At 70.8% G+C, this 17,346-nt stretch carries 19 protein-coding genes and 1 pseudogene; 10 read left to right on the top strand and 10 right to left on the bottom strand.

Annotated elements, in window-relative coordinates; translation table 11 throughout:
• Window positions 1-109: 109 nt before the first annotated feature.
• From IE206_RS14520 to IE206_RS14510, 3 genes are read left to right on the top strand one after another with little or no spacing between them, the layout of a single operon-like run.
• Window positions 110-805, top strand: a complete 696-nt coding sequence (locus IE206_RS14520; protein ID WP_189962543.1) for a HemK2/MTQ2 family protein methyltransferase — start codon at window positions 110-112, stop codon at window positions 803-805.
• The gene (locus IE206_RS14515) at window positions 789-1,031 is read left to right on the top strand and encodes a CDGSH iron-sulfur domain-containing protein (RefSeq protein ID WP_189962542.1); all 243 of its coding nucleotides are present in this window, start codon (window positions 789-791) and stop codon (window positions 1,029-1,031) included. Before IE206_RS14520 ends, IE206_RS14515 begins: the two co-directional genes overlap by 17 nt.
• Window positions 1,028-2,017: an iron-containing redox enzyme family protein gene (locus IE206_RS14510; protein ID WP_226599475.1), complete on the top strand. Its 990-nt coding sequence runs from the start codon at window positions 1,028-1,030 to the stop codon at window positions 2,015-2,017. The genes IE206_RS14515 and IE206_RS14510 overlap by 4 nt, the downstream gene beginning before the upstream one ends.
• 21 nt (window positions 2,018-2,038) lie before the next feature.
• Here IE206_RS14510 and IE206_RS14505 read toward each other — a convergent pair whose 3' ends face one another.
• Together IE206_RS14505 and IE206_RS14500 are read right to left on the bottom strand one after the other, a co-directional pair.
• Window positions 2,039-2,911 carry an ANTAR domain-containing protein gene (locus IE206_RS14505; RefSeq protein WP_189962541.1) on the bottom strand — a complete coding sequence of 291 codons (873 nt, stop codon included), beginning with the start codon at window positions 2,909-2,911 and terminating at the stop codon, window positions 2,039-2,041.
• A 110-nt stretch (window positions 2,912-3,021) separates the two neighbouring features.
• Entirely contained in the window at window positions 3,022-3,762 is a 741-nt protein-coding gene (locus IE206_RS14500; protein ID WP_189962540.1) for a helix-turn-helix transcriptional regulator, read from the bottom strand.
• Window positions 3,763-3,852: 90 nt separating this feature from the next.
• On the opposite strand from IE206_RS14500, the gene IE206_RS14495 reads away from it, so the two are divergent.
• Together IE206_RS14495 and IE206_RS42420 are read left to right on the top strand one after the other, a co-directional pair.
• On the top strand, window positions 3,853-4,734 hold the full coding sequence (locus IE206_RS14495) for an NAD(P)H-binding protein (protein ID WP_189962539.1): 882 nt from the start codon (window positions 3,853-3,855) through the stop codon (window positions 4,732-4,734).
• A 154-nt stretch (window positions 4,735-4,888) separates the two neighbouring features.
• A pseudogene (locus tag IE206_RS42420) lies at window positions 4,889-5,014 on the top strand (LysR family transcriptional regulator); the annotation flags it as partial.
• Window positions 5,015-5,066: 52 nt separating this feature from the next.
• Here the strand turns inward: IE206_RS42420 and IE206_RS14485 are convergent.
• Together IE206_RS14485 and IE206_RS14480 are read right to left on the bottom strand one after the other, a co-directional pair.
• Window positions 5,067-5,711, bottom strand: coding sequence for a DUF6817 domain-containing protein (locus IE206_RS14485; protein WP_226599476.1), 645 nt, complete (start codon window positions 5,709-5,711; stop codon window positions 5,067-5,069).
• On the bottom strand, window positions 5,711-6,604 hold the full coding sequence (locus IE206_RS14480) for a ketopantoate reductase family protein (RefSeq protein ID WP_226599477.1): 894 nt from the start codon (window positions 6,602-6,604) through the stop codon (window positions 5,711-5,713). The genes IE206_RS14485 and IE206_RS14480 overlap by 1 nt, the downstream gene beginning before the upstream one ends.
• 265 nt (window positions 6,605-6,869) lie before the next feature.
• Here IE206_RS14480 and IE206_RS14475 point away from each other — a divergent pair, with 265 nt between their 5' ends.
• Window positions 6,870-7,772 carry a LysR family transcriptional regulator gene (locus tag IE206_RS14475; RefSeq protein WP_189962537.1) on the top strand — a complete coding sequence of 301 codons (903 nt, stop codon included), beginning with the start codon at window positions 6,870-6,872 and terminating at the stop codon, window positions 7,770-7,772.
• 181 nt (window positions 7,773-7,953) lie between these two features.
• Here IE206_RS14475 and IE206_RS43155 read toward each other — a convergent pair whose 3' ends face one another.
• From IE206_RS43155 to IE206_RS14460, 4 genes are all read right to left on the bottom strand, one after another.
• Window positions 7,954-8,076, bottom strand: coding sequence for a hypothetical protein (locus IE206_RS43155; RefSeq protein WP_264198867.1), 123 nt, complete (start codon window positions 8,074-8,076; stop codon window positions 7,954-7,956).
• Between the two features lie 298 nt (window positions 8,077-8,374).
• On the bottom strand, window positions 8,375-9,226 hold the full coding sequence (locus IE206_RS14470) for an aldo/keto reductase (RefSeq protein WP_189962536.1): 852 nt from the start codon (window positions 9,224-9,226) through the stop codon (window positions 8,375-8,377).
• A 438-nt stretch (window positions 9,227-9,664) separates the two neighbouring features.
• Entirely contained in the window at window positions 9,665-10,165 is a 501-nt protein-coding gene (locus tag IE206_RS14465; RefSeq protein ID WP_189962535.1) for a hypothetical protein, read from the bottom strand.
• 179 nt (window positions 10,166-10,344) lie between these two features.
• Complete coding sequence (locus tag IE206_RS14460) at window positions 10,345-11,610, bottom strand: MFS transporter (RefSeq protein WP_373300921.1); 1,266 nt, start codon at window positions 11,608-11,610, stop codon at window positions 10,345-10,347.
• Window positions 11,611-11,718: 108 nt separating this feature from the next.
• Between IE206_RS14460 and IE206_RS14455 the strand changes: the two genes are divergently transcribed.
• Together IE206_RS14455 and IE206_RS14450 are read left to right on the top strand one after the other, a co-directional pair.
• Window positions 11,719-12,102 carry an ArsR/SmtB family transcription factor gene (locus IE206_RS14455; RefSeq protein ID WP_189962533.1) on the top strand — a complete coding sequence of 128 codons (384 nt, stop codon included), beginning with the start codon at window positions 11,719-11,721 and terminating at the stop codon, window positions 12,100-12,102.
• A gap of 437 nt (window positions 12,103-12,539) precedes the next feature.
• Window positions 12,540-13,148, top strand: coding sequence for a DUF4328 domain-containing protein (locus tag IE206_RS14450; RefSeq protein ID WP_189962532.1), 609 nt, complete (start codon window positions 12,540-12,542; stop codon window positions 13,146-13,148).
• 71 nt (window positions 13,149-13,219) lie between these two features.
• Here IE206_RS14450 and IE206_RS14445 read toward each other — a convergent pair whose 3' ends face one another.
• Window positions 13,220-14,302 (bottom strand): hypothetical protein, encoded by a 1,083-nt coding sequence (locus IE206_RS14445; RefSeq protein ID WP_189962531.1) that lies wholly within the window; start codon window positions 14,300-14,302, stop codon window positions 13,220-13,222.
• Window positions 14,303-14,589: 287 nt separating this feature from the next.
• Here IE206_RS14445 and IE206_RS14440 point away from each other — a divergent pair, with 287 nt between their 5' ends.
• Window positions 14,590-15,411, top strand: coding sequence for a MerR family transcriptional regulator (locus tag IE206_RS14440; RefSeq protein ID WP_189962530.1), 822 nt, complete (start codon window positions 14,590-14,592; stop codon window positions 15,409-15,411).
• A 132-nt stretch (window positions 15,412-15,543) separates the two neighbouring features.
• On the opposite strand, the gene IE206_RS14435 is transcribed toward IE206_RS14440, so the two are convergent.
• Window positions 15,544-16,029, bottom strand: a complete 486-nt coding sequence (locus IE206_RS14435) for a carboxymuconolactone decarboxylase family protein (protein WP_189962529.1) — start codon at window positions 16,027-16,029, stop codon at window positions 15,544-15,546.
• A gap of 252 nt (window positions 16,030-16,281) precedes the next feature.
• Between IE206_RS14435 and IE206_RS14430 the strand changes: the two genes are divergently transcribed.
• Window positions 16,282-17,223: an RNA polymerase sigma-70 factor gene (locus tag IE206_RS14430; protein WP_189962528.1), complete on the top strand. Its 942-nt coding sequence runs from the start codon at window positions 16,282-16,284 to the stop codon at window positions 17,221-17,223.
• Window positions 17,224-17,346 lie beyond the last annotated feature (123 nt).

Here is a 17,346-nt window from a genome sequence, read left to right as displayed (position 1 = left end):
GTAATGACTCGAATGGACGCAGGGCACAAAGCGAGGAACGCTGGTGGTGGAGGACTCCGACTCCTCCCCTACGGCAACTGCTTCATCAAGCCGCTCAGCGAGGCCGGACATGGCGCGTTTGATCACCCCAGACGCACCCCTGGCACGCCTGGCACCGGACCGGCTGTGGCGGCTGCCCGGCGTGTACGCCCCGCAGGCCGACACCCGGCTCCTCGCCGGGGCACTGCGCCGCGAGGGCGCGCTGTCCGGCCTGGACGTGCTGGACATCGGAACCGGCAGCGGCGCCCTGGCCCTGTACGCGGCCCACCTGGGCGCCCGGGTGACCGCGCTGGACGTCTCCCGCCCGGCGGTGTGGAGCACCCGGATCAACGCATGGCGCGCGGGGCTCCGGATCAGCGCCCTCCGGGGCAGCGTCGAAGACCTCGCCGGGCGCCGATTCGACCTGATTCTCAGCAACCCTCCCTACGTACCCGCCCCGCGCCCCCTGCCGCCCGGCCGGGGCGCCGCACGCGCCTGGGACGCCGGGAGCGACGGGCGCCACGTGCTGGACCGGATGGGCAGGACCGCCCCGGCGCTGCTCCGCCCGCACGGGGTGCTGCTCCTGGTCCAGTCCGCGCTGAGCGGCACCGAAGCGACTCTGGAGATGCTGGAGGCGGCCGGTATGCGGGCGAGGGTGACCGACCGGGCCGTCATCCCCTACGGCCCGGTCCTTCGCTCGCGCCTGGACTGGCTGCGCGCCCGGCGCCTGATCGGCCCCGACGACACGATGGAAGAGCTGGTGGTGATCCGTGCCGAACACTCCTGAACAGCAGCCCCGGCCCGGCCGCGCGCGCCGTGTCACGGTCGACCCGGAGGGCCCCGTGCTGGTCGAGGGCCCCGTCGAGGTGACGGCAGCCGACGGCACCGTCGCGCGTTCGGACCGCTTCGTCGTCGCCGTCTGCGCCTGTCGGCGCACCCGCACCCCGCCCTGGTGCGACACGAGCCACCGCCGACGCACCCGGGACGCCGACGCCACGAAGGACACGCCGTGACCGTCCTGCCGGCCCCGCGCGGCCCCCTGTCACGGACCGTGATCGCCGCGCTGCGTCATGGCCCGGGCGAAGACCTTCCGGGCTCCGACGCCACCCGCGCCGCCGATCCGTACGGCGGCGACCTGCACCTCGCCCTGTATGTGCTGTACGAACTGCACTACCGCGGCTTCGAGAGCGTGGCCGACGCCCTCGAATGGCACCCGGCCCTGCTCGCCGTACGCCAGGGCCTGGAGAACACCTTCCTGACCGCCCTGAGGGCCGACGCACCCGGCGACCGCACCGCGGAACACGCGCTGGACGAGTTGCTCGTCGAACCGGTCGACCACACCGGCAGCGTGAGCCACCACCTGGCCCGCGACGGGGAGTTGTGGCAGCTGCGGGAGTACGTGATGCTCCGCTCGCTCTACCACCTCAAGGAGGCCGACCCCCATCTGTGGGTCGTCCCCCGGCTGCGCGGGCGCGCCAAGGCGGCGATGGTGGCCGTCGAGTACGACGAGTTCGGTGCGGGGCGCGCCGAACGCATCCACGCGCGGCTCTTCGCGGACCTGATGGGCGATCTCGGCCTGGACGCCCGCTACGGCCGCTACCTCGACCGGGCGCCGGCCGAGGCCCTCGTGGCCGTCAACCTCATGTCGCTCTTCGGCCTGCACCGCGCCCTGCGAGGGGCCCTGATCGGCCACTTCGCGGCCGTGGAGATCACCTCTTCCCCCGCATCGCGCCGACTCGCGGCCGCGATGCGCCGATTGAACGCGGGCCCGGCCGCCGAGCACTTCTACGCCGAGCACGTCGAGGCCGACGCGGTCCACGAACAGGTCGTCCGGCACGAGGTCGTGGTCGGCCTGCTGGCCGACGAGCCCTTCCTCGATTCCGACATCGCCTTCGGCGCGGACGCCACCACCCTCGTCGAGGACAGGCTCGCCGAACGCCTCCTCACCGCCTGGCACAACGGCCGCTCGGCCCTGCACGGCTCGCAGAGCGCTGCGTGAGCGCGGGCGGCGCCCATCCCCTCAGCGGCGGCGCGCAGGGGGTGTGGCGGCGGGGTCCCGGGCGGTGGCGTGCAGGTACTCAAGCGCGTCCAGCACGATGGTGCGCTCGTGCCAGGACAGCCACGCGCCGGCCTGCCGGCCGGTCTGCTCCAGGGCCGCGAGCTGAGCCAGGTGCAGGCCCTGGATGGGGCGGTCCAGGTGGGCGGAGACCATGCCCACACAGGTCCCGTCGGAGGTGGCGAGGGGGATGCTGTGACAGGCGCGGCTGCCCGCCTTGAGGATCGCCTCCCTCGCTTGCGGGGTGAAGACGGGGTCGGTGGCGACATCGCGCACCGTGGTCTGCGCGACGTCCGCGGCGGCCTGTGCGCAGGACGTTCCCCGGTCGCCGACGACGGCGAAGAAGTCGACGAACTCGTCGCTCAGGCCGGTGTGTTTCTCCATCCGCAGGACTCGCCCGGCGCGGTCGGCGAGCTGGACGTTGCCCATGGACGCGCTGGTGATGGCCAGCGCCTGCGTCAGGACCGCGCCCAGGACCTCGCTGTGATGGGCATGGTCGGCGCCGTCCATCCCCAGCGTGTCCAGCGGCGGGGCGCTGCGCCGGGTGCGGCCCGGGAACCACAGCCTCTGGTCCGTGTCCGGGCGGGGCACGGCGATCACGGCCTCGGCCACGGTACGGAGTTTGATGTTGAAGCGCTGCGAAGCCTGCTGCATCAACGCGAACGCCACCTCGGCCCCGCGCAGTCGGTATCGCTCCGTCAGCAGCCCCTGGGCCTGGGCGATCAGTGGCCGCGTCCGTACCTGCGCGCGCAGATCCCGGATCTCCCTGCGGAGCCGCTCCGCCTCCTCCGCCGTACCGTCCTCTTCCGTCCCGGTTCCGCCGAGCACATCGGTCATTCGCGCCTGCTCCCGCACTCGCTGTCCCACGACTCGGCCCCCAGGTCGTTGAGGCGAGCCGCATCACCATAATCCCCACACAACAGGGCGACAGAATAAGCCCGTTCACCTCACCCGGCCGACTCGGGAGCAGCAGGTGACCGGCGCCCGACGGCCCGGCCGAAGTCGGTGGTCAACCAGTGTTCGATGGACTCATCGGGGAATTCGTGGGGCCGATGGGCGCCCGCCACCGAAGAGATGCCGCTGATCCGGTCAAGCCGGAAGAGGCGCCAGTCGTCCCGGTCGACGTCGAAGGCCACCAGGTACCACTGCCCGGCGCGCAGGCAGTGGCGGTGCGGCTCGACCAGACGGGTCGACGGCCTGCCGTGCTGGTCGACGTACCGGAACCGGAGCCGGCCGTCGGCCGCCACCGCGTCCGCGATCACCCCGACGGTGGCCGCCGCGACCACGGCGCCGGGCTGCTGCAGCACCTCGGTGGCGAGATCGGTGGCCGCCGCGCGCCGGCGCAGCGGGCGGGGCAGAATCTGGTCGAGCTTGAGCAGCGCGCTCGGTGCGACCGCGTCGTCGGGGAGCCAGGCGCGGATCAGATGCAGCCCGGCCACCAGCGCGGTGATCTCGTCGGCACTGAACAGCATCGGCGGCACCTTGACTCCGGGGCTCAGCCGATAGGCACTGCCCGGCCCCGGGCGGGCCTCGACGGTGTACCCGAGCCGACGGAGCCGCTGGGCGTCACGCCGTACGGTACGGATGCTCGCGCCGAGCCGTTCGGCCAGGTCGGCGGCCGTCCACTCGCCCCCGGATTGCAGCAGGGTCAGCATGGTCAGAGTCCTGAGCGTCGGGTCGAGGTCCATGGGTTCAGCCTTCCCCCAAAGGAGGACAACTTCGGGCCGCCTCTGCTCCTAGCCTGAGCCTGAATGCAGTCGCAGAAGGAGAGGGAAGCCATGCAGATCGCTGTCACGACGCCGACCGGCAACGTGGGCCACCACGTCGTCGCCACACTGATCCGCGCCGGGATCCGCCCACGCGTCCTGTTGCGCCACCCCGACCGGCTGGCTCCCGAGGTCCGCCACCACGTGGATGCGGTGCGGGCCGACCAGTACGACGCCGAATCGGTGGTGGCCGCCACCGACGGCATCGACGCCCTGTACTGGGTGAACCCGACCAGCGACAGCGAGGACCCTCTCGCCGACTGCGCCCGCGCCACCGGCAGCGTGGTCCGCGCCGTCACCGAGAACCGGATCGGCCGGGTCGTCTTCCAGAGCAGCATCGGAGCCGAGAAACGTCACGGTGCCGGGGAGATCGACGGCCTGGCTCACACCGAGACGGCTCTGGACGACCTGGACATCGACGTCACCCACCTGCGCTGCGGCTACTTCTTCACCAACCTCGAACCCCAACTCCCCGCTCTGCGAGCCGGAGTTGTCCAGGTGATCCTCCCGCTGGACCAGCCCATGGCCTGGGTGGCCCCCCGCGACATCGCCGAGGTGGCCGCCACCCGTCTCCTGTCCCCCGCCTGGTCCGGACACTGCGTCCAGGCGGTCCACGGACCCGCCGACCTGACGTGGCATCAGGTGGCCGACATCCTCACCGCCGCCACCGGCCGCAAGATCGGGGCCGAGCAGATCACGGACGACGCCATGCGCGCACAGCTCCGCCGGGCCGGAATGTCCGACGCGACGGTCGAAGCGATGCTCGGAATGTCGACCGGGCTGCGCGAGAACTTCACCCCCGAACAGAGCCGCACGATCCGGACAACCACCCCGACCACCCTCGCGGCATGGGCCTACGACCACCTCCGGCCGCACCTGGTTGACGCGCCGTGAGCGACCGGAAACCGGAGAGCCGCCGTCAACCGCGCCAGGAACCCCGCCCGCCTCCCCTCAGTAAATGACGACGGACACTCCGCACAGCCCGAGCCCGCACTTCGCGGCGTGCCGCCATATCCGCAGCGGCCCGTCCAGGACGCTTTCCTCGTCGTCGCTCGCCCTGGAGAGCATCCGGCGCATCCGTCTCGAAGGCGTCGCCTTCCGCAGGATCGAACCCGGCACCGCCCGCACGCGAGTCGCCTTCGCCTGGCGCAAGAACGACCCGAACCCCTTGGTCACGCGCTTCTCGTCCTGCTCGACGACGGCTCGCCAGGCAGGTCCAAGGAGAACTAGTGCCGGTGGTCTTCCCCGTCGACGGTCGGGACCAGGTGGTCCAGGGCCGCGATCCGGATCGCCGGTCCGGCGTCGGGGGCGTGCCGGCCGAGCTGTCGCACACAGGCGTCCCATGCCGCGTTGGAGAGCAGGTCCCGCGAAGCGGCGAACAGCCGGTACAGAGCGGGGCCATGGCGGTCGGCGAGTTCGGCGTTGTGCGTGAGCACGTCGAGTTCGTTCGCGGCCGTCACTTCGAGGAAGGCGCGTACATCCGGCTCAGGCGGGATGTGGTCCCGGCCGGTGAAGCGGTCGCGGAACACCACCGGGCGTCCGCTCCCGAGTCGTGGGTACACGACGCCGCGGTCGCAGCTCGCGTACAGGTGGACCAAGGCCTCGGCCCGTTCGCCGATCAGCTCGCCGAGGAGGGCCCGCTCGCCGGTGTCCGCCAGGGCCTGGCCGAATCCGTCGGTCCCGTACACCGCGTGGCACAGCCCCGCGGCCCGCAGGTCCGGATCGGCGCCCCACACGCCGAGGAGGCGGGCGACACGGAGCAGGTGTTCCAGGAGGGTTCCGCCGGGGTGGTCCATCTCGGCGGCGCCCCGGGCGCGCAGGAACTCCTCGACGGCCGGCCAAGCCCCGTCCGGAGGGTCGACCGGCAGCATCAGTCCTCCCGGTTCGACTGTCGAGCCACCTCTGCGACCAGCCGGGCCGTGGCCGGGGTCTCGATCCCGTGGGCGGCTCCTGCGCGGAGGACCGCCCCGCCGATGGCGTCGAGTTCGAGCGGGCGGCCTGCTTCGGCGTCGCGCTGCATCGAGGACTTCATCGCGTGCGGGGCCCGGTCGAAGAACGAGAGCACGGTGTCGGTCGTCACCGGTGTGCCCGCGGCCTGCGCCACGGCGGTGATTTCGTCGAGCACGGCGAGCAGTTCGGGGCGCCGGTCGGTGCGGACGGTTCCGACGTCGGTCCGGTGCCGGGTGGTCAGCAGGGCGAACGGGGCGAGGAAGGCGAGCTTGTCCCAGAGCATCGCGGTCTCGTCGGTCCGCAGCGTCACACCGAGGCCGGCGTGCCGCAGCCGGTCCGCGAACTCGTCGAGCGGCGCGGCCAGTTCGAGGTGGGCGAAGGGGCTGGTGTGACTGATGCACCCTGGTGCGGTGCGGGTGGCCTCGACCTTGATCGTGCCCGCGACCACCTTGGCCGAGCGGTAGCGCTCGCGCAGCACGGCGACGTGGTCGAGCCCGTTGAGCAGCGGGATCACGAGCGCATCGCCGAGGACAGGGGCCGGTACGCGGTCGAGTGCCTGGTCCAGGGTGGTCTGCTTGACCGTCACGACGACGGCGTCCACCGGTTCCCTCAGCTCGGTGTCGGCCTTCACCTCCGCCGTGAAGTTCCCGTACTGGGTGCTCTCGATGCGCAGACCGTCCCGGTTCAGTGTGGCGGCGGTCTCCTCGCCTGCGAGGCAGATGACGCGGTGTCCGGCACGGGCGAGCAGCCCGCCGATCAGGCCTCCGACGCCGCCCGGTCCGAGGACGGCCACCGTCAGGTTGGTTGTGGTCACGTGCGCTCCTGTCGTACTTGAGAGACCTGTGCGGACGGACCGCGGTGCTCTGCCCGTCGGTGTGAGAGCCCGTGTCCGATCCGGCCGGGATGCAGACACAGGCTATGAGGCGGGTCGGCACCCGCCCGCCGTTCACCGCGTCCGGATCGGGTGAAGCGGCGGGCGGGTTGCCGCCCTGGGCCCTGCATCGAGGATCATGCATCCCGGAAACCCAAGTCAATCCACGGGTTTGCTGGCAAATACCCAAGCGATAGCTTGGGTTGCCGTGACTCTTGACGATCTTCGTGTTTTCACCGCGGCCTGCCGGGCGGGCTCCCTGAGCGCGGCCGCCCGCGATTTGTCCTGTACGCAGTCCGCGGTCAGCCAGCATGTGAAGCGCCTGGAGCGGGAGCTGGGCCTGAGCCTGCTCGAACGGCACACGCGCGGGGTGGTGCCGACGCCGGCCGGGCGGATGCTGAACGCGGCGGTCACCGAAGGCCTGGGGTGCATCGACCACGCGCTGCGCCGAATAGAGGAGGTGGCGCGCGCGGAAGGCGGCTCGGTCCGGGTCACCACGGGAGCCACGACCGTACGGCACTTCATGGCGGCGGCCGTCGTCGATTTCCGGCGGCGCTTTCCCCGGGCCAGCCTCGAATTCCAGACCGAAACCTCCAGCCGCGGCTGCTTCGACGCGCTCGCCGCAGGCGGCGTCGACCTCGCGTGGATCACCCTGCGGCCCGCGACGCACGCCATCGAGCAGCATCCCGTCGTCGAGATTCCCTGGTCGCTCGCCGTCTCGGCCACCGATCCGCTGGCGGCCAAGGCCTCCCTGGAACCGGCCGATCTCCAGGACGCCCGGCTCATCGGACTCCCGCAGAACTCGACGTCGCGCCTCCAACTCAGCGCCTGGCTCGCGGAATCCGGGGTCCGGCCGGTGTTCGACACCAGCGTCACGGACTGGGACACCGCGATCCTGCTGGCCGAGCTGGGCCTGGGCCACGCCGTCGTCCCGGCCCTGCCCGCCTGGAGCGGCCCCGGCCACCCCGACCTGCGGCTGATCCCGATCCCCGCACTCCCGGCGCTCACGGCGGGCTGGGCCGTGCGCCACTGGGACGACCTCTCCCCGCTGGCGCTCGCGTTCGCCGAACTGGTCGCACACCGTTGCGGCGCGCAGACCGTCCTTCCCTAGCCGCCGGTTGAGGGCGGATACGTTGTTCAGCCCCAGCCGGGTACTGGCGGGAACGGCCGCCGGCCGAGGTTCCCGGCGTCGATCCGGGCGTTCCGAGCTGTGGGTCCCGGAACCGGGACGCAGAGGATGACGAGACCATGCCCGCAGTACCCGACGCGCGCGCAGGCGCAAGTGACCGTACTCAGCGCGCAGTTGCGTTCAGCACGTACTCGCGCGAGGCGTGGACTTCGGCGCGCAGGGCGGGCAGGTCCACGTCGAGGACCTGGCCGTTCCACTTGCGGGGGCTCCCCGTTGATGAGGTCATGGGGAGGTCCTGTCCGTGATGCGGGGCGGTGAGCCCGTGTGGAGGCTCGCCTGACTCGCCCAGCTTCGGGCCGCCCTCGGCCGGCAACCAGGCTGCGGTCCGCCTGGGTTCGGCACACCCAGGCTCGCCCGGGGTCCGCCACATCCCTGACCCTCAGGGGTTGCGAGCCAGCCCGCCCCACACCACCTGGAAGTCTCCTGCCGCTCGGCGCCACCGGCCTCGGCCACGTCGGGATCGGCGCATGCGCCACCGGCCCTGGCCACGTCGGCAGGGGGGCGACGGGTGCGCCCTCGCAGGGTCAGCTGTCCAGGCGGTGCTTGCCGAGCCGGGCGACCATCTCGGGGTCGCGGTGGTCGAAGAACAACGTCGCGCCGGTGTCGAGCGCGGCGATCCGGGCCATCTGGTCGTCGCCGAGTTCGAAGTCGAAGACGTCGAAGTTCTGCGCCATCCGGCCGGGGTCGACCGACTTCGGGATCGTGACGATGTCGCGCTGGATCAGCCAGCGGAGCACGACCTGGGCGGCGGACTTGTCGTGCGCCGCACCGATCTCGCTGAGGACGGGGTGGGTGAACAGGTTGTTCCTGCCTTCCGCGAAACCGCCCCAGGACTGGTGCTGGACTCCGTGCTCGCGCATGAGGGCGTGGTCGGCCGTGCGCTGGAAGAACGGGTGGGTCTCGATCTGGTTGACCGCCGGGGTGACCTCGTTGTTGAGGATCAGGTCCAGGAGACGGTCGGGGTAGAAGTTGGCGACGCCGATCACCTTGGCCAGGCCCTCGCGGTTGACGGCCTCCATGGCGCGCCACTGGCCGTAGACGTCGCCGAACGGCTGGTGCATCAGGTACAGGTCGACGTGGTCCAGGCCCAGTTTGGTCAAGGACGTATCGAAGGCACGGCGGGCGTTGTCCTGGGCGGGGGCGTCCTGGACCCACAGCTTGGTGGTGACGAACAGTTCCTCACGCGGGATGCCACTGCTCTTGATGGCACGGCCGACGGCTTCCTCATTGCCGTAGGCGGCCGCGGTGTCGAGCAGCCGGTAGCCGACGGAAAGAGCATCGGCGACGGCCTGCTCGGTCTGCTCCGGCGGGATCTGGTAGACACCGAAGCCGAGGATCGGCATCTCGACGCCATTGTTGAGGGTGACGCTCTGCATGGGTTCGTCCTTGTCACTCGGTGTACGGGGTCGTCGGGCGGTCGTACGCGTTCAGAGGCGGAAGGGCGCGCGGGCCTCCGGACGACTCAGCTCGATGTACCGCACGGCGCAGCTCGAAGTACCGCTTGATGTACCGCATCCGCTCGCTCCGCTCCGCTCCTCCCACGATGTCCACCCTGGACGCAACCCCGTGCTGGACTGTCGCGGCACGCGGTGGGGGACGCCGATCCATCCGCCGACCGGCGGTCGGCTGCCCGAGAAACTGGTCGCAGGTCGTCGCGTACCCACCCTCACGAGTTTCCGCGCCCGCAGGGAGGGTGGGCAGTTCAGGGAAGACAGCAGAGAGTCTGCGGTCGGCAGAGAACGTGACCTTGCGCCGGCCCGGTGGGACCGGCAGCGCCCTCCCGTTCAGCTGCGCGCTCGATCGACGCATCCGCGTCAGCGGTAGTCCTCAGGGTGGCCCTGCATCCACTTGTTGATCTTGTCGCGGGTGGCGATCAACGACGTCTGGTGCCTCTTCAGGTTGGCGAAGGAGCGGTCGCCGCCGAGCTCGGCGTCGAGCTTCTTCACCAGGGCGATCGGTTCGGGGAAGTGGCCGGGCCCCTTCGGGTCCGCCTTCATGGCTCGGTCCGTGCGGTGCAGTTCGTCGTAGACACGGCCCAGGAAGTAGGCGCAGTTGCCAGGGGTGCATGAGTCACCCAAGGTCGCCTGGAGGCCGGCGAATGCGTCGCGGACCTTCTCGGCCGATGGCGTACGGGGAGCCGAGGGGGGTGAGGAGACGGTGAGTTCCTCGCCCGCCGCCGATGGCGAGGCCGACGCGCTCGCCGACGTGGGCGTCCGCTCACCGGCCCCCGTGGCCGAAGACGCGTCGCAAGAGACACTGAGTGCGGCCAGGACCACGGCGACAACGGCCGCGCCCCGCCCTGAGGACTTGAACATATCGATTTCCCCCGTGATCGTGAGTCTGCCGACCCTACATAACCCCATTGGCAGGCATATGTGTGAGCCCCTTCATCGGGAACCCCTGAGGGCCTGGCCTGCGCGCGCCTGGGCCGACCGGCGTTGGCCTCCATGCGGCACAGTTCCGCGTCGTCCCGCTCCAGCACCGTGGCCAGGGTTCAGGCCGACTCGCCGGCCCGGCGGCGGTTGGCGGCAACCACGAGTCCGCCGACGACCGCCAGAGCCATCAGGACGGCGGCGAAAAGGGTGGCTCCCCGCGTCAGCCCCACCGCATCGCTGAGGTAGCCCGCCGACACGGGAAGCACTCCGGCCAGTACGTAACCCCCCACGTTGAGGGCCGCGTTGGCCTCGGCGAGGCGCTGCGGCGGAACGCTGGAATTGAGCAGCGACAGCCCGCCCAACTGCCCCATGCCCTGGCCCGCCCCGGCCAGCAGCGCGGAGGCGATGAGCACCGGGACCGACGAGGTGCGCACTGCCACGATGAGGGCGACCATGCTGAGCGTGGTACTCGCGGCTCCGGCGGCCAGGATGGTGCGCCGGGACAGTTTCTGGACCGCGAACTGCACACCGGTGGCCGCGAGGAACATGGCGAAGGCCATCGCCCCGGCCACGACCCGGCTGGTGGTTCCGAGCAGGCCGGACAGCAGGGACGGCCCCAGGGACAGCACGAAGGAGGTCGCCGTGATCCCGGGGGCGAACACCGCGATTCCCAGGGTGAGTTGCCTGCCCCTGCCCTGCGGAACGCCGGGAATGCGCACCCAGCTCCCCCGGGAAGCCGTCTCGGGACCGCGCACGGGCATCCGTACGACGGCAACGACAGCGGTGAGCAACAACACCGCCTCGACGACGAATACGGTGACGGTTGGGCCGGGCAGCGCCTCGGACAGCACCCCGGCCAGGAGCGGCCCGAGCCCCGCGCCGAAAACCATGGCGCAGGAGGCCAGGAGAGCGGCGCGGCGCTTGCGCTCCTGGCCCGCCACATCGGTGACGGCCGCCATCCCCGCCGAGACGGCGGCTCCGACGGCGATGCCGGTGAAGAGCCGGGCCACCACCAGCGCGGCCACCGACGAGGCGGTGGCGAAGATCGCGCACGCCGCCAGTGCGAGAGCGAGCGCCGGCAGGAGTACGGGCTTGCGGCCCAGCCGGTCGGACACCATCCCCGAGACCAGCAGGGACCCGAGCAGGCCGACGATGTAGAACGCGAAGATCACGGTCAGGGTGCCCTTCGAGAACCCGATGTCACGCTGCCACAACACGTACAGCGGGGTCGCCGCGTTGGACAGGACGAACACGGCGGTGACGGGCCAGGCGGCCACCCAGATCCACCATGCGGGGGCAGCAACCGCGCCGCCCCACCCTTGCGACCCTTCGGCGCGCCGGTTCTCAACCGCCGTGCCTGCAGGCCTTGTTCCACTCTCCGACACAGTCATCCCCTCCACCGATCCCAGTACGAGATAAGTCGAACTTAGCATGCAGTACGATGAAACTCGTACATAGAATTCGTGAGGTGACGACGCGGACAGGAGAAGCCCATGCCATCGACGACGCGCCGAGCGGCCGCCGCCATCAAGACCCCCGCAGAACCCGAGGGGCTCCCGCAGCCACTCCCCGAACCGCCCGTCGGCGACCTGCGCCTGGAAACCGTGCTCGGGGCGCTCAGCGACCCCCTGCGCCTGACCATCGTGCGCAAGCTGCTCCTGGAGTCGGAGCAGTTCGACCACCCCTGCGGCTGGTTCGGCCTCGACCGCCCGAAGTCCTCCCTCACCCACCACTTCAAGGCCCTGCGCGAGGCGGGCGTCACCAGACAGCGCCAGTACGGCCTCGAACGCCGCAGCCAGGTACGCGTCGATGACCTCAACGAGCGGTTCCCGGGGCTTCTCGATCTCGTTGCGGCGTGGATGCCTGAGCCTCAATAGGGCGTCCCTGCAAGGGAGTTGATTACAGGAGCCCGGGCCGGCCGACGGAGTACGGTAGGGCAGCCGTCCCGCGGGTCCCGAGTGCCAGAGGGCTTCGGGTGTCCAAAGGTCCCCGGTTGTCAGAGGTCCCCGGTTGAATGCCACCCATGACTGTCCACGACGCAGCACGCCGGCTTCCCGCCATCACCGGCCTCCAGAACCTGTGCCGCTCACTTGCGATGTTCGACGCGATCCTCAGCCCGGGGAGGGCTGGAGCACAGCAATCCCATTTGTTCGGAGTGCCCCGCATCGCTTAGGTTCCTCCGGCACCCCCACTGTTCGAATGTGGGGATCTTCATGCCCTCGGGGGGATTCCAGCCGTGTTGCCTCAGCCCGACCTCGCACCTCAGCCACACGTGTTTCTGCGCTCGCCGCGCGGACTCGCCACCGCCACTGGCGTGTTGCTCGGCGTAGTCGCCGTCATCGACCTGTTCGCCCTGTACGCGGGGACCGTGATGCACGCCGTGGCCGGCGACCTGCTCTCGCACAGCTCCGACGAGATCGACCGTGCCGATGCCCTGTACGAGGTGGCCGGGAACCTGCAGTTGCTCGGCACCGTCGCCACGGCCGTCGTTTTCATCGTCTGGTTCCATCGGGTCCGGACCAACGCCGACGTGTTCGCGCAGGACGTGTGCACCAGGAGCCCGGGGTGGGCGATCGGCGCCTGGTTCATCCCGGTCGGGAACCTGTGGCTCCCGTTCGCGATCGCCCGCGAAATCTGGACCGCGAGCGCCCAGACCGCCCCGGACGGATCGTGGCGCAAGGTCTCGCACGCACCCGTCAGGGCGTGGTGGACGGCGTGGGTCGCGGCCCTGCTCGTGAACCGATTCGGCTCCACCATGGAGAAGAACGCCACCACCCCCGACGCCCTCCAGCGCGCCGCCGACGTGGTCATGCTCGCGGACGCCCTCAACCTCGCGGCCGCAGCCCTCGCCATTCTCTTCGTACGCAAACTCACGGCCATGCAGGACCTCAAGGCCACCCACGGGCCTGTCGCCGCGGTCTGAGTACCAAACCCGCGAGAGCGCCCCGCCCGGGCCACCGAGCTCACGCGGGGCTACTACCGAGCCCGGTGTCGTCAGCCCGTGCCGTTCTCGGACATGCCGTGGCCTGCCGGCGCCCGCTGCACCTGACGTCGTCCCATCTGGGCCGAGAGTACGTGGAGCAGCGCCAGGCTGATCAGCCAGCCGGCCACCGCGGAGAACTGGTTGATCATGAACTTGAACGCCTGGCCCAGGAGCAGGTCCACCAGGAGTGCGGCGCGCAGATTGTGCAGTGCTGCGTTCCGGTCACGGCGCAGCAGGGCCGTCCCTCGTACGGAGAGTACGAGGGAGGTCAGTGAGCAGGCGAGTGCTCCCGTGATCGCGGTCCACTGGGTCTCGGCGGCGAGGTTGCCCGTGAGGCCGTCGGCGGCGATGGCGACCAGCAGGAGTGCCGCCTGAAGTGTCGCGCCCCACGCGGCGATGTGGACGGAGCCCCGGTTGCCGGACACCCGGACCGTCAGCCAGGTGCGTACGCGTTGCGCCGCGTGGTGGTGTGGGCGGAAGCCCCGGGCCGGGCGCTCGGGGACCACTTCGAGCAGGGCTGCCAGAGCCGCGTCGAGCTCGGTGGCCGGCGCTCCGGTGTCGCGCAGGCGGCGCAGTGCCTCGTCCCGTTCCTGCGGGGTGAGGCCTCGGAGAACGCCGTGGAGCGCGGTGTCGGCGGCGGCAGCCGAGCGGGTCGCGGCGGGGGCCGCCTCCCTGTCACTGCGCCCGCGCCGCGTGACCCACCAGGCGAGGCCGGTCAGCGCGACGAACGTCAGGTAGATGATCCCGGCGGCGGGCCGGTAGAAGTAGCCGTCGACGGAGACCAGTTTGCCCACCTCGTCGATGAACAGGCCGAAGCCGACGCCGCCGATCACCGCTCCGCGCTGCCGGGAGGCGACTCCGGTGAAGACGAGCATGACCAGCAGCCCCGCCAGCATCAGCAGTCCGCCCCACAGCATGTGGGCGATGTGCAGCCCTCCCTTCCCCGCCCCTCCGCCGAGCTTCGGGTAGTCGGCGAGCGAGAGGAACGCACGGGTCACCAGGACGGTGAGGACACCGACGAGAACGAAGAGCCGAAGGTGCGCCGCGGCGCTCGCGGTACGCAGGAATCCGTGGGTCACAGGCGTACGGGACATGCCCCCAGCTTCACCCGCGCGCCTCGCCGGCTCCATGGTGCCAGCACCCGTCTCCCCCACGGGCTGACCCCCGTCGGGCGGGGTGTGGCCAAGTACCCGGGTGGCGGATCCACGTCGGGGCGCCCTCCCTCCGACGAGCCCCGGGGTGCCGGCCCCACCGGAGGGCTCTGCCCGCTTGACGGGGAATCCTGGCAGCCGTACCAAAGGATCCCGCTTTCCTGCCGCGCATGGCGCCCCGGTAGCTTCTTGACCCTCACACCGTGTCAGGTGGTCAGCTCGGAGACATCATGTTCACCATCGGAGACTTCGCCCGGCACGGCCGCGTATCGGTCCGGATGTTGCGCCACTACGACGCGACCGGTCTGCTGCACCCGGCCCATGTCGACCCCGCCAGCGGCTACCGCTACTACACCGCCGCCCAACTCGCCCGCCTCAACCGCGTCATCGCGCTCAAGGACCTCGGATTCACCCTCCAACAGGTCCACGACATCGTGGACGAGAAGGTCGGCGCCGAGGAACTGCGCGGCATGCTGCGGCTGCGGCGGGCCGAACTGGAGACCGCCATGGCTGCCGCATCGGCACGGCTGGTCCAGGTCGAGGCGAGGCTCCGAGCGATCGAGAGCGAGGGGCACATGCCCACCAACGACGTCGTCATCAAGAGCGTGCCCAGCGTCCGGGTGGCGGAACTGACCGCGACCGCCCAGAGTTTCGAACCCGAGGACATCGGCCCCGTCATCGGGCCGCTGTACGCCGAGCTGTTCCAGCTCCTGGGCTCGGCGGGCATCATCCCGACGGGCCCCGGTGTCGCCTACTACGAGGACGCCCCGGAAGGCGGCGGCAGGATCCGCGTCCACGCCGCCGTCCAGGTCTCCGCCCCTCTCCAGGACGGCGCCTTCCGCGTCCTGGACCTCCCGTCCCTCGACCAGGCGGCGACCATCGTGCACCACGGCTCGATGGACACCGTGCTCCCCACCGCCCAGACCCTGGCCCGCTGGATCGACGCCAACGGCTACCGTTCGACCGGATATCCCCGCGAGATCAATCTGGAGTGCCCCGAGAACCACGACGACTGGGTCACGGAGCTTCAGGCACCGGTGACCCGGGGCTGATCGAACACACCCCTTCCTGACGGACCGTCACACGAGGGGGCGCCCCCCGGCGTCGCGGCTGCGCCAGGAAGACACACCGTCCCGGCCCCGGATCGCCTGATCCGGGGCCGGGACGACGCAGAGGCACGCCGGTCAGTCAGCCACCGCCGCGAACATGCCGACCTCGTACGAGCCACCCCGCTGGTGCACGATCACCGCCATCCGGTTGGCCGCGTTGATCAGGGCGACCAGCGAGACCAGCGCGGCGATCTGGTCGTCGTCGTAGTGCTTGCGCACCTGGGCCCACGTCTCGTCGGACACGCCCACCTGGGCGTCGGCGAGCCGGGTGCCCTCTTCGGCGAGCGCCAGCGCCGCCTGCTCCGCCTCGGTGAACACGGTGGACTCGCGCCACCCCGCGACCAGGTTGAGCCGGACCGCGCTTTCGCCGGCGGCCGCCGCTTCCTTGGTGTGCGCGTCCATGCACCAGCCGCAGCCGTTGATCTGGCTGGCGCGCAGCGACACCAGCTCCTGCGTGGATCTCGGCAGCGACGACTGGTGAATCACCATGCCGGCGTTGGCGAACCGCTTGGCGAACTTCGCGCCGGTCTCGTTCTCGAACATGTTGAATCGGGCGTCCATTGCTTCGTCCTCACTCGTGACATCGTGAACTGGTTGAATCGGTGGGGCGGTTGGGCCGGTTGAGCTCGTTGGAGCGGTGATCCAAGGGCCCACCGCATCGCACCGGGACACACAAGAGATGCCGGCCGCCCCTTCCCTGTGACGGCCCACCGATGTGACGTGGACCACGCCCCGCACATGTCACAAGGCCGCCGCCACCGGCGTCTTGTGGGCGTGGCACGGACGAAGACGAACAGGCGGGAGCGGACAGCGATGAGCGGATACGGCGGACACAACCAGCACGCCGGGGAGAGCGCCGGGGAACTCGGTGGCGGGCCGGCCGATGCCGCCACCGCCGCGTTCATCACCCACCGCAACCTGCTGTTCACCATCGCCTACGAGATGCTCGGCTCGGCCGCCGACGCGGAGGACGCCCTCCAGGAGACCTGGCTGCGATGGGCCGGTGTCGACCTCGGCACAGTGCGGGATCAGCGTGCCTACCTGGTCCGGATCACCACACGCCAGGCGCTGAGCCGGCTGCGTGCGCTCGGCCGTCGCAAGGAGTCCTACGTAGGCTCCTGGCTGCCCGAGCCGCTGCTCACCGCCCCGGACGTCGCCGAGGACGTCGAGCTGGCCGACAGCGTGTCGATGGCGATGCTGCTCGTGATGGAGACGCTCACACCGACCGAGCGGGCGGTGTTCGTGCTGCGGGACGTGTTCGACCTCGGCTACGAGGAGATCGCCGAAGCCGTCGAGAAGAGCCCGGCCGCGGTCCGCCAGATCGCGCACCGGGCGCGGGCCCATGTCGCGGCGCGCCGGCCGCGCGGGGTGGTGTCCCGGACCGAGACGCAGAACGCGCTCGACGCCTTCCAACGGGCCGTCGAGACGGGCGACTTGCAAGGTCTGCTCGACATCCTCTCGCCGGACGTCGTCCTCATGGGTGACGGCGGCGGGATCAAGCAGGCCGTGCTGCGGCCCGTCGCGGGGGCCGACAAGGTGGCCCGTCTGCTGGTCGGCGGCCTGATCAGGGTCGCCTCGCCGTCGATGCGGCCGGCGCAGGTCAATGCGTACCCGGCACTGATCCTCCGGCTCGACGGCGAGCTCGACACCGTCATCACCCTGCGCATCGACGACGGGCTCATCACCGGGCTGTACGCCGTACGCAACCCCGAGAAGCTGTCCCGGATGGACAGGGAGACCGCTCTGCGCCGCTGAGCCCCGCGCAAGCCTGCTCCCTCGCTCGGCCGGCGCCGCCTGGCAGGGTCAGTGGGTGAGCAGGTGGTGCGCCTCTGCCGCGAAGGCGAACAGGGACACCGCCACGCCGACCACGCCGGTCGC

The sequence above is a fragment of the Streptomyces violascens genome (assembly GCF_014649955.1).
Classification (GTDB): Bacteria; Actinomycetota; Actinomycetes; order Streptomycetales; family Streptomycetaceae; genus Streptomyces; species Streptomyces violascens.
The sequence above is the reverse complement of the archived record's forward strand: the minus strand, read 5'-3'. Positions and strand labels throughout refer to the sequence as shown.